Consider the following 11926-nt stretch of genomic DNA (forward strand, 5'->3'; position numbering starts at 1 on the left):
CCCTTCAAGTTCGCTTGCGGAACTGCTGGGGAGAGACGCCCGTCTTCTTCTTGAATTGATTGCAGAAGTACGCGCTGCTATTGAAGCCGCTTATTCTCGCGATCTGCGAGATCGGCATGTCCGTCGTCGTCAGCAGCAGGCATGCCTCGCGCACTCTTCGTGCCATCACGTATTGGGTAAGGGTGTTGCCCGTCTCTTCCTTGAACAGATGCGAGGCGTAGAAGGGGGACAGATGAAGGCTTCGAGCCAGCCGCTCGAGGGAGAAGTCCTCCCGGTAATGGTCTTCGATCCAACTCATCATCCTCTCGATATGCCGGCCTTCGCGCAGCGCGGAATTCCGTTCCTCTTCCCCTGCGCCTCTCGTTCCGAGCTTCCGAAGCTGGCGTAGCAGATCGAGCAGGAACAAGCCGAACTCCTCCTGCTGCGCGAAGACGGCCGCTCCGCGAAGCCTCTCGTCTAGTTCGCGGCACATCGCGTCGAACGCAGAGCGCCGCTCGGGATCCAGGACATAGATCGAAGCGTCCGCCGTTCCTCGCCACAACTGCTGGTAGAAGCCATGCAATGCGGGGAACGGGGAGACGAACCGCTCGAACGCGTACGGATCGAATACGATCGGCGTGCGGACGTACGTCGTCTCCATCTTGTAGTGATGCAACTGGTAAGGCTGGCAGACGACAAGCGTCCCCGGCCTGACCGCGTGCAATTTGCCCTCGACGATAACCTGGCCCGTTCCTTCCGCGACGAACACCATCTCGATCCCTTGGTGAGCGTTCACGATCTCCCATCCGTTCTCCTTCGTCACATGTTGGTATAAGAAAAGAAAGCCGCGCTCCTCGAACCGGGGAATCGGATTCACGAGGCGGCTCACGGCTCCTGCCCTCGTCCGCCGAGACGCTCTGCCAGCCAGTCGAACGACCGGGCGCCGGAGATCTCGTGCTTGCCTTCGAAGACGTGCGTATCGAAGCTCTCCCCGGCGCCATGCTCGCGATAGATGCGCCGCAGCCGGGTCTCCGCCGCCCGCACCCCTGCGAGCGGGAAGAGCGGGTCATCCCGACCCGCTTCGAGAAATACGGCCCGAGGCGCGATCAGCCCAATCAAGTCGGGCATATCGCCGAGCTCCGCGATGCCGGGAACGTAGTCGCATAGGCAGTGCTGGCGGGAGAAATAGTAGCTGTCGCCGTACGTGTTCGGATAGCCGCTTAGCACGCTGGCGCGCAGTCTCTCGTCCAGCGCGGCGGCCAGATAGCCGACGAACGCCCCGCCGGACAAGCCCATGGCGCCGACGCCGCCGGGCTTAACCTCGTCTCTCGACAATGCATAGTCGACCGCCCGAATCGCTTCGAACGTCCGAATGCCCGCCAGCGTCCCTCCGAGATGGATCAAGTAAGACGACAGCTTATAGCAGGACGACTTGCGCAGGTCCTCGGGGGTCTCGTCGAGCGAGGCGTCTTCCTCAAGACGCCGGTCGCCGAACCCGATCAGCTCCGGCACGATCGCGACGAAGCCCCTTCGCGCGAGCGAGAGGGCGAAGTGCTTGTGGATGCCCTCCCCCTCCTCGCGCTCCGAGCCGTCCGGACCGAGGCCGACCAGCTCCCGGCTGCCGTAGCCGTGGCCGTGTAAGGCGAGCACGGCGGGAAGCGGTCCTTGCGGCCGCTTCGGGATAAGAACGTAGACCGGCATCCGAAGACCGCCGAGCGTGCCGATCTCGACCCGCTCGCGGATGTGGTCGCCCCGGTCGATCCGCTCGAGCAGCTTCGGCACAAGCGCATCGGGCTTCGCCACGTCGATCCTAAGAATCTTGCTAAGCCTCGCTCTCCTGTCTTGAATGGCCTCTTCGTTCTCCCAATCCAGCGAATCCGAGATTCGCTTCGCCCGTTCCGCCCAATCGTTCACGAAGGCGTTAACCGAACCGCGCGTGCTCATCGCTCTCTCATCTCCTCGTCTCGTCCAAGTGAATTGCCCGGCTCCGCAAGCCGCCCGAAGGCGCCTTCTGCTTCTTCTACTGCCGCATTCTCGCCCTCGTCTTCGACTCTAGCTTCGGCCCTGGCTTCGGTCAGCCCAAGATGGCTTCGCAGCGTATCCGTCTCGTAATCGGCTCGGAACAGCCCTCTCGAGCGCAAGATCGGAAGGACGAGCTCGACGAAGTCGCTGAGACTGTTCGGATCGTCTCCGCCGACGACGAAGCCGTCCGCAGCCCCCGATTCGAAATAAATCTGCAGGGCGTCCGCGATCGCTTCCGGAGTGCCGACGAACGGCGTCGGCGGTGACATCCAACGGTAAGCCGCTTGCCTGAGCGTGAGCCTTAGCTCCCTCGCTTCCCGCTTAATCCGGTCCGTTGCGCTCTGGTAGCTCTTCCGGCCAAGATCGCCGAGATCCGGGAACGGAGCGTCGGGCGGGTACACGGTGAAGTCGTGATCGTCGAAAAACTGAGCCAAGTACCGAAGGGCGTGCTCGAGTCCGACGAGAGCGTCGAGCCGCTCGCGCTTCCGCACGGCCTCCTCCCGCGTCGGCGCGATCGTGACGTTGACCGCAGGGAAGACGAGCGGTCCCCCATCGGTTCTTCCCAGCTCGCCCGTCCGGGTATGGATGGCTTCGTACAGCCGCTTCGCTTCTTCGAGCGGACGGTACGCGGTCATGACGGCATCGGCGTGCAGGGCGGCGAAGGCGATGCCGTCTTCCGACGAGCCGGCCTGGAAGACGACGGGATGTGCGGTCCCGTCTTCCGTCCAACATCTCCGCGCCGCCCTCATGAATTCGCCGGCCAGCCGATAGCGCTCGCCGTGTTCGGGATGCTCGGGCGGGCGTCCGGCCCTGCCGAAGTTCGCCGCGGCTCCAGCCATGCCGGTCGTAACCGCGTTCCAGCCCGCCCGCTCGCCGCTCAGCCGCTGGAGCGAACCGAGCTGCCTCGCGGTCGCGCTCGGTTCGTTATACGTCGTCGACAGCGTCCCGACGAGACCGATGCGCTCCGTAACGGGTGCCAGAGCGGCCAGCAGCGTCACCGGCTCAAGATGATTGAGAAAATGCGGGGTCGACCGCTCGTGGATATGCAGCACGTCCGCGACGAATACGAAGTCCATCTTACCTTCCTCGGCCTTCTTCGCTTGTCGGGCGTACGCTTGAATATCGATGCTGGCGTCGGCGGGCATCTCGGGATGGCGCCAGCCTCCGTAACCGCCTCCGACTCCGTGGAGAAGGGCTCCCAGCCTCATCTGTCTTCTTCTGCCGTTCATGACGCTCCTCCTGTTCCGTTGCGCCCTGCAGCTCCTGACGGAATTTTCCGCCGAACTTCCCCACTGTCACGTCCCCGCGAGCGCCCGTTCGTTCCATGCCGTCTCCGCGAACCGTCCGAGGAATTGCCGCACGCGCTCGTTCCGGCAGGCGCCGAACATCTGCTCCGGCGTCCCCTGCTCCGCGATTTCTCCCCCTTCGAGAAACAGAATTCGATCCCCGACCTCGCGGGCGAACTTCATCTCGTGAGTCGCGACGACGAGAGTCATGCCTTGGCGGGTCAGCGCCTTCATGACTTGCAGCACTTCGCCAACCAGCTCGGGATCAAGCGCGGACGTCGGCTCGTCGAAAAGCAGTACTGCCGGGTCCATGGCGAGCGCGCGGGCGATGCCGACTCGCTGCTGCTGCCCGCCGGACAGACGGCCCGGGTAACAGTCGAGGAACGCCCCCAGGCCGACTTGGCGAAGCAGTTGCTCCGCCCGGCTTCTCGCTTCCGCCTTGGGCATCCTTTTGACGACGACGAGCCCTTCCATGACGTTCTCCAGCGCCGTCCGGTGCGGGAACAGCTGATGGCTCTGGAACACCATCCCGGTCTGTCTGCGGTAAGCGATCCACTCCTTCTGGTTCCGCTTCGTAGCGGGGCCGAACGCCAGCCGGCGCTCGCCCAGCTCGATCGTCCCGGCGCTCGGAATCTCCAGCAGGTTCATGCAATTCAGCAGCGTCGACTTCCCCGAGCCCGACGGGCCGATCAGAATGGTCGTCGTTCCCCTTTCGATGGTTAGGTCGATGCCCTTTAGCACTTCGCGGCCCCCGAAAGACTTACCGATTCCGGCCAGCTTCAGCATGGACGCCACTCCCCTCTCATAGCTCATAGCGGCGGAAGCGCCGCTCCAGAACTCGTTGCCCGTACGCGAGAACGGTGCTTATGGCAAGGTAATACAGCCCTGCGCTCACATAGAGCAGCATCGGCTCGAACGTCGTGGCGGCGATCTGCTTCGCGACCCCGAACAGGTCTTGAAGCGTCACGAGAGCTGCCAGCGACGACGTCTTCAACAGGCCGATGAATTGATTGCCGAGAGGCGGCAAGCTGACCCGGACGGCCTGGGGCATAACGATCCGGCGGAACGCCTGCCACCCTGTCATGCCGAGCGAGTAGCCTGCTCTCCACTGTCCGCGCGGCACCGAGTCGATGGCCGATCGGACGATCTCCGAGCCGTACGCGCCTTCGGCGATCGTGAACGCGAGTACGACGGTCGGGAAGGCTGGAAGAACGATGCCGACATTGGGCAGCCCGTAGAAAATCAAGTAGAGCTGCACGAGCACCGGCGTTCCTCGGATGATCCAGACATAGAACCGCGCCGGGTAACGAAGCGTTCTTCGCCGCGAGCGGGCGGCCAAGGCGACCGCCAGCGCGACAGGAAGCGCGAGCGCGAAGGAGACGATCGTCAAGGGCAGCGTATATCTCAACGTCCCTTGCAGCATGGGCCACAGCGAATGCAGGAAGATCTCCCACAGCCTGGCCGCCCGATCCGGATTCATGAAGCTTCATTCTCCTTTACGAAGTCAAGTCTTGGCCGAACCATTCGACCGACAGCTTCTTGTACGTGCCGTCTTCCTTCGTCTCCTGCAGCGCCCGGTTGAACGCTTCGATCAACGTGCCGTCCCCTCCCTTAACGAGAGGAAGCGCGACCTGTTCCTGGTCCTTGAGCTGATCGACCGATTTGATCTTCAAGTCCGGCCGGTTCTTCTTCAGATCGAGATAATACAAGTTGTTGAAAATAATCGCGTCGACCCGCTTCGTCGTCAGAAGCTCCAGCGCTTCGCCCTCCGGCACGAGTACCGCGCCCTTCGATTCGGCCAGCTTGCCGTAGATGCTCGTATTCGAGCCGTACACCTTCTTGCCCTTCAGGTCGTTGAAGGAGCGAATGTCGTTCGTCCCTTCGAGCACGATCAGCGTCGGGTAGGAGATCAGGTAAGGGTTCGTAAAATCGTACTTCTTCTTCCGCTCTTCCGTAACCCCGATCTGGTGAATCGAATCGAACCGCCCCGCGTCGAGCCCGGCGAGCATGCCTTCCCATTCGGTCTCAACGAACTTCACGTTCACGCCGCCGATCCGCTTGAACACTTCCTTGAGAAGTTCAACGTCGAAGCCGGTCAAGTCGCGGCTCCCCGTCTCCGGGTGGAAGGCGTACGGCGGATACGTACCGGTCGTGGCGACGATGAACTCGCCCTTCTCCTTCAACCGATCCAGATCGCTCTTCGCGGAAGTCGAAGCGGCAGCCGAAACTCCGCCGCCCAAGCCCGTGCTGCTTCCCGAAGCACCGCCGCTGCCGGCGGCATCGTTCTTCCCATTGCCGCACGCCGTTACCGCGACGGCCAATATAATGGCCGCTAGGGCCGTTGTCCATTTCTTCATCGTGGATCTAACCTCCGTAGGATAAAAGTGTATGATATTGCGGTCCGATCCCGGTCGTGGCGATCGGTTTGAGCGTTCTCGGCGCGCCTTGCCGCGACGGAGGGCAGCCTTCGGAGGTCCGATGGTGCGGGATTCGCCATCCGTTTGAGCCATCATATTACCTGTTATCCAAGTTGTAAAGTAGGATATAATGAGATCGCAATATCGTTCAATTAGTTCACAATCCGCTGATACGAAGACGAGGTACATTGGATTAAACGCACGGTTATCTTCATCTTCTTCCAGTTAGGAGGGCATGCGAATGCAACACCCGCTCCCGCGAACAATCGGCGAAGCCGCGGCCGCTTACCGATCCCGGCAGCTGTCGCCGATTGAGCTTACCCGAACTCTGTTAAATCGCATCGAAGCGTTGGATCCGCTGCTTCATACGTTCCGGCACATCACGGCGGAGCTGGCGCTCCAAGCCGCCCGCCGGGCGGAAGAGGAGCTTCGAGGCGGCAAGGACCGCGGACCGCTTCACGGCATTCCCGTGACACTGAAGGACAATATGGCTTATGCGGGAACGGCGTTGACGAACGGCTCCTCGCTCGCGTTCTCCGGTCGCCCGGCGGCGCATTCGGACATCGCCCGCAAGCTGACGGACGCCGGAGCCGTCATCCTCGGCCTCACCCATATGCACGAATTCGCCTACGGGCCTCATCGCCCGGATATGGAGGCCGTGCGCAATCCATGGCGTCCGGACCGGATCCCCGGAGGCTCCAGCTCGGGCGCGGCGGCGGGGCTGGCCGCCGGCTTCGCGCTCGGAGCCGTCGGAACGGATACCGCGGGCTCGGTCCGGGTACCGGCCAGCTTCTGCGGCGTCGTCGGCTTCAAGCCGACGCAAGGCCTAATAAGCCTGCATGGAACGACGCCGCTCGCCCCTTCGCTCGACCATGCGGGCGTGCTCGCCCGGTTCGCCGCGGATGCGGAACTGTTGGTACAGGCGTTAGCCGTCGACCCGGGACGTCTGCCTTCCGCCGCAAGTCGCGCTCTCGCCGCCGCTTCGATCGCGGATGGCAAGACGCCGCTGGCCGGCCTTCGTGTCGGCGTGCTCGAAGACTTGTTCGGGGAACCGACAGAAGAGCGGACGGCCGCCGTAGCGCGGGAGGCGCTCGCCGTACTTGCGGAGGCGGGAGCCAAGCTCGTCCCCGTCCGCTTCGAATGGAGCGTATCCGAGATGAAGGAAGCGGCTTGGACGATTCTGCATGCCGAAGCGGCCCGGGAGCTAACGAAGCTCGGATCCGGCCGGCGCGCGATGTTCGGCCCCGGCTTGGCCGCCAATCTGGCACGCGCCGAAGCCTTGCCTCCGAAGAAGGTCGAAGAAGCGATGAGATGGAGGGGATGGATGTGTAAGAGAATGAAGGGAGCATGGAGCGAGACGGACGTTTGGGTTGGTCCGACGTGTCCTTGGCCCGCCAGGCGGATCGGCTCCCCTGCCCATCCGGGAGGAGCCGTGAACGGGGAATACGCGCCGTTCGCCAATCTGTGGGGGCTGCCTGCGCTCTCCTTCCCCGCGGGCTTCTCGGAAGACGGGCTTCCGATCGGCGTACAGATCGTCGGACCGCTGGGGGCGGATTCGCTCGTTTTGGCCGTCGGGAAATGGTATGAGAAGCTCACCGGGAGACAAGTCGCCGAACCGGACGACTCATTATGGGGGATGGAGCTCTCGCATCCTGACGGGAGGCAATAAGATGGATTGGATGGATCTCCACTCGCTGCTGGCCGTCGCCCGCGAGAAGAGCATTACCCGTGCGTCGGTGCGCGTTCACTTGACCCAATCGACGCTGACGACTAGAATCCGCAAGCTCGAAGACGAGCTGGGCGCCAAGCTTCTCGTGCGCAGTCCGAGCGGCGTCCGTCTCACCGATCTCGGAAGCCGAGTCCTCTACCATGCGATCCGAGCGAAGAGAGAGATGGGGGCGATGCTCGCGGGTACCGGCGAATCCGGCGAATCGGCTGAATCGCGCCAAGCTTCGACGGACGGGATGCCGACCGCCTTCAAGATCGGGGCGGCTTCTTTGATCTCGCCCGCTTTTCTCGATCCGCTGCTTCGGGAGCTGCGCTTGGCGTTCCCGGGCTTCAGATACGACCTTATGGCGGAGCAGCCCGAGCTAATTGCGGAATCGATCGTCTTGGACGACGTTCAGCTAGGAGTCGTCCCCCGTTCCTCCGCCGCCGTGCAGGGGGTCCTATCCGTTCCGCTCTATGAAGAAGAGATGGTCTTGGTCATCCCGTCCGGCGGCCCCCCGCTCGCTCCGGACGATCCGAAGACGCCGCGGGAGTTGCTCGGCCGAACCTTCGTCACCTTCTATGAGTGCGTATCGGTCCGCACTTCCATCGACGCTTTCGTTGCCGCCTGGCTGGGAGGAATGCCGGAGGACATACGGCGGACGAACGATGTTGGCTATTTGCTTCGAATGGTCGCATCCGGTACCGGCTTCGCCATCGTCCCCCGCTCCCTCGTTTACGGGCTTGAGACGCCGCCCGGTTGCCGTCTCTACCGGCTCTCCCGTCCCGGATCGCCTGAACAAGACGTCTGTCTTGTCTATGCGGAAGCCTCGCCTTATGCCGCCCGTCTGCGAGCCGTTGCCGAGCGGCTGACCGTCCGCTACCGTTCCGATCGGACTCCGGCGGCAGCGGTCAATTGACGTTCGTCCCTTCGGCTCGAACGGCGGATGAAGCACGGAACGATAACGCGACGAGCGGCAGAGCGGCCGCCACCACGGCGGCACCGATTCCTCCGAGCGCATTTAAGGGGGCCGCTTCGATGACGATTCCGCCGAGCGCGGCTCCCAACGCGATGCCCAGATGGATGACGGAGCTGTTCAGGCTGATGAGGAATCCGGACGAACGGGAATCAAGCGAGGCGAAGCGGACTTGAAGCACCGGAAGTGTCATCCACGCGGAGCATGCCCATGCGCCCGCGATGAGCGCGCTCCAAGGCCGCTGTCCCGCTACGGACAGCAACAGCAGAGCCGCGGCATGAAGCGCGATCGTCCACGTTAACGTTTTCGACGTTCCCCATCGATCCGCGGCGACGCCGCATACGCCGAACAGAAGCAGCACGGAGCCGATCTGTCCACCCGGGACTTGCGAGCGCGTCTGTAAAAACGGGGATATATACGTATAAACCGTCGAATAACCGGTAATCCAGAGCAGCGACGAGCCCAAGGCGGAGACGGCGCGGCCGTTCAGCGCCCTCGCCAGACGCTGTCCGCGCGGGAGCTCGTCCGCGCTTCCGACGGATGGCGTCGCTTCGCTCGCGGCCTTCGCCGTCATACGGACGGCCAGAGCGACGACGAGAGCCAGCGCCGCGAGCAAAGCGAAGTTCGCGCGCCAGCCGAACGCATGACCGACGGCGACGCCGAGCGGAACGCCCAGCACCATCGAGCCGCTCGTGCCCAGCAGAATCGTTCCGACGGCCCTCCCCTTCTTCTCCGGCGGGACGAGAGACGTCCCGACATGCAGCGAGACAACCGTGTAGATGCCGGCGCTCAGCGCCAGTACGATGCGGGAGAGCAGCAGCAGCGCATAATCATGGCTGACGAAGGCAACCAGGCAACCGGCGGCGAACGTTACGAGCGAGCCGGCCAGAAGCTTCGTCCGATTCACGCGCGCGGTCAGCGCGGTCAAGACGGGCGAGCCGATCGCGAAGGCGAATGAATAAACGGCGACGAGCTGTCCGGCGGCCGCTAAGGATACGTTGAGATCGGCGGCGAGCGTGTCGAGCAAGCCCGCGATGACGAGCTCCGACGTTCCGACCAGAAACGCCCCGGCCGCGATCCAGTAGATGGCAATGTTTTTCATAATAGAATGACTCCTCCTCGATCCCGACGGGCGGGTTCATTGACATCATCATAGAGGACGGAAGCTTGACACCCGTAATCGAAACTTTCAATGACATGCCTAATAACCCGCATAGAGCGGGGCTCTAACGGGACGATTCCGCGATTCAGCACGATTTAGTCTCCAATGAGGCTAACCCTGCGACGCTCCCCACCATACGGCACGCTGAGGGGAATAGTCTCCGACGAGACTAGCTCGGCAACGAGCGCTCCCGCCTACGCGACCAAAATTCCAATCCGAGTCATCGGAACAAAAAAAGCAACCCCATTAAGGAGTTGCTGATGTGCTTATGTTCCTGATGTGCTTATGTTCCTGATGTGCTTATGCTGCTGATGTGCTTATTTTGCCGTATTCGCCGCTTGGTCCGCAGCTGCCGCAGCCGGAGCGGTCGACTCCCGCATGATGAAATCCCCGGAGAGGAGAATCTTCTCCTTCGGGCTTTCCGGATGCTCGATGCGCCAGAGAAGCGTCTCGACGGCGCGCTGCCCTAGGGCTTCCTTGTTGACGTGGACCGTGCTCAGCGTCGGAGAAGACAGGGCGGCATCCTCGATGTTGTCGAAGCCCGTCACCGTGCAGTCCTCCGGAATGCGAACGCCCATCCTCATGAGCACCGTCATCACGCACAGGGCGATGGAGTCGTTCGCGCAGACGAAGGAGGTCGGGAGCTTATTCTCCTCCTTGAGCTTGGAGATAATCGCTTCCAGCGTCTCCGTCATCTCCGAGCGATTGTCGCCCTCGAAGCTCAGAAGCTCCGGCGATTGGTCCATCTCGACGTTCATCTCTTCCATCATCGAGCGGTAGCCGAGCCAGCGATCGGAGAAGCTCTTCGAGTAGCGCACGTTGCCGACGAATTGCAGCCGCTGGTGGCCGTTGCCTAACAAGTAGTTTGTCACCCGCCGCATGCATTCGAAGTTGTTCATGAACAGCGAATCGGAAGGAATAAGCGGATCCTCGTGATCCACCATGACGAACGGGATCCCCAGGTTGCGAAGCTCGAGCAGCAGCTGGTTCGAGATAAGCCCCACGCCGATCAAGCCCAGAACGCCGTCCGGATTGATGAGCTTGGCGAAATTGTCCGTGATATGCTCCGTCACGATCATGATGCCGAGCTGGTGCGCTTCGAGACCGTTCGAGATGCCGTCGATGATCCTTCCCCAGTAGAAGGAATGCCGATTCTGATACCTCACGTTAGGAATAAGAACGATGATCGTGTCCCGCTGGGACTGCTTGACGGATTCCGCTCCGGAGCGAGAGCCTCCCGCCTTCACCTTCTTCTGGACGAAATAGCCCAGCTGCGTGGCGGCTCCGATGATTCGCTCCCGCGTATCCGCGCTTACGCCGGATTTGCCCGCAAGCGCCTTGGATACGGCGAATTTGGAGACGCCGACATGATCCGCGATTTGCTGCATCGTAACTTTTCTGGACATAGAATGAGCCGGCCCTTTCCCTCGCGTGTCGATTATCGATAACAAATTATCTGTTATCATAACATAATCGAATCCGTTAGGGAATAGCCGGCTCGGCCGCGCCATGGAGCAAGCACTCATCGCTCATGGCGCCGCGTGCTGCTTATTTAACTGCGCCGTTCGTAACGCCCGCGAAAATAAAGCGCTGCATGAACAGGAAGATCAAAACGGTCGGGATGAAGATGATCAAGATGCCCGCCGAGATGACGTTCAACTGAGCGGCGTTCGGTCCGATGAAGGAGTAGATCGCCGTGGACACGACCTTCAATTCCTTGCTCGGCATATACAGATACGCCGTGTAGAAGTCGTTGTAGATGTTGATCGTCTTCATGATGATCAGCGTCGCCGTCGCCGGAGCGAGCAGCGGGAAGATGATCGAGCGGTAGATCTTGAACAGGGATGCCCCTTCGATCATGGCGCTCTCGTCGAGATCCCTCGGGATGCTGTTGACGAATTGCAGGTAGATGACGATCTGCAGAACGTCCGCGCCCAGATAGAGAAGGATCGGAGCCGCCATGGAGTCGTAAGCGCCGAGGTACTTGATGACGCTGAACGTTGCGACTTGGGTCGTGATCATCGGAATGATCTGCGCGACCAGGTACATGCCCAGGATCGGCTTCTTCAGCTTGAAGTCGAAGCGGCCCAGCGCATAAGCGACCATCGTTCCGAACATGACGTTGCCGGCAACGGAGATCAGGAGAATGATAAAGATGTTCTTGAAGCCCAGCCCCAGCTGTCCGACATCGAACACCCTCTTGAAGTTGTCGAAGTTAAACCAGTCGTTAGGCAAGCTCATGCCCGATTGATAATACTCGACTTGCGTCTTGAAGGCGCCGATCACGACGGAATAGATCGGGAAGAATACGATAAACGTTGCGAGCAATAGGAAGATATACTTGGCGACTGTCCAGGCTTTGTTCGTACGTTCCAT

Annotated in this window: 11 protein-coding genes; 2 read left to right on the forward strand and 9 right to left on the reverse strand. The window is 61.6% G+C overall.

Going from position 1 to position 11926, the window contains the following annotated elements; all coding sequences use genetic code 11:
- Positions 1-4: 4 nt before the first annotated feature.
- From ELR57_RS03730 to ELR57_RS03755, 6 genes are all read right to left on the reverse strand, one after another.
- Positions 5-868 carry an AraC family transcriptional regulator gene (locus ELR57_RS03730; protein WP_126957390.1) on the reverse strand — a complete coding sequence of 288 codons (864 nt, stop codon included), beginning with the start codon at positions 866-868 and terminating at the stop codon, positions 5-7.
- Positions 865-1923 (reverse strand): dienelactone hydrolase family protein, encoded by a 1059-nt coding sequence (locus ELR57_RS03735; protein ID WP_126957392.1) that lies wholly within the window; start codon positions 1921-1923, stop codon positions 865-867. Before ELR57_RS03735 ends, ELR57_RS03730 begins: the two co-directional genes overlap by 4 nt.
- Positions 1920-3230 (reverse strand): LLM class flavin-dependent oxidoreductase, encoded by a 1311-nt coding sequence (locus tag ELR57_RS03740; protein ID WP_126957394.1) that lies wholly within the window; start codon positions 3228-3230, stop codon positions 1920-1922. The genes ELR57_RS03735 and ELR57_RS03740 overlap by 4 nt, the downstream gene beginning before the upstream one ends.
- A 66-nt stretch (positions 3231-3296) precedes the next feature.
- Positions 3297-4073 carry an amino acid ABC transporter ATP-binding protein gene (locus ELR57_RS03745; protein ID WP_126957396.1) on the reverse strand — a complete coding sequence of 259 codons (777 nt, stop codon included), beginning with the start codon at positions 4071-4073 and terminating at the stop codon, positions 3297-3299.
- Positions 4074-4089: 16 nt separating this feature from the next.
- The gene (locus tag ELR57_RS03750) at positions 4090-4767 is read right to left on the reverse strand and encodes an amino acid ABC transporter permease (protein WP_126957398.1); all 678 of its coding nucleotides are present in this window, start codon (positions 4765-4767) and stop codon (positions 4090-4092) included.
- 16 nt (positions 4768-4783) lie between these two features.
- Complete coding sequence (locus tag ELR57_RS03755; RefSeq protein WP_126957400.1) at positions 4784-5644, reverse strand: transporter substrate-binding domain-containing protein; 861 nt, start codon at positions 5642-5644, stop codon at positions 4784-4786.
- Between the two features lie 301 nt (positions 5645-5945).
- Here ELR57_RS03755 and ELR57_RS03760 point away from each other — a divergent pair, with 301 nt between their 5' ends.
- Positions 5946-7373, forward strand: coding sequence for an amidase (locus ELR57_RS03760; RefSeq protein ID WP_158629923.1), 1428 nt, complete (start codon positions 5946-5948; stop codon positions 7371-7373).
- Position 7374: 1 nt separating this feature from the next.
- Positions 7375-8331: a LysR family transcriptional regulator gene (locus ELR57_RS03765; protein ID WP_158629924.1), complete on the forward strand. Its 957-nt coding sequence runs from the start codon at positions 7375-7377 to the stop codon at positions 8329-8331.
- On the opposite strand, the gene ELR57_RS03770 is transcribed toward ELR57_RS03765, so the two are convergent.
- The 3 genes from ELR57_RS03770 to ELR57_RS03780 form a co-directional block, all read right to left on the reverse strand.
- Positions 8324-9490 carry an MFS transporter gene (locus ELR57_RS03770; protein WP_126957406.1) on the reverse strand — a complete coding sequence of 389 codons (1167 nt, stop codon included), beginning with the start codon at positions 9488-9490 and terminating at the stop codon, positions 8324-8326. The two genes, ELR57_RS03765 and ELR57_RS03770, sit on opposite strands and share 8 nt — an antisense overlap.
- 377 nt (positions 9491-9867) lie before the next feature.
- Positions 9868-10956, reverse strand: coding sequence for a LacI family DNA-binding transcriptional regulator (locus tag ELR57_RS03775; protein WP_126957408.1), 1089 nt, complete (start codon positions 10954-10956; stop codon positions 9868-9870).
- 142 nt (positions 10957-11098) lie between these two features.
- Positions 11099-11926 (reverse strand): carbohydrate ABC transporter permease, encoded by an 828-nt coding sequence (locus ELR57_RS03780; protein ID WP_126957410.1) that lies wholly within the window; start codon positions 11924-11926, stop codon positions 11099-11101.

This window comes from Cohnella sp. AR92, from assembly GCF_003990975.1.
GTDB lineage: Bacteria > Bacillota > Bacilli > Paenibacillales > Paenibacillaceae > Cohnella.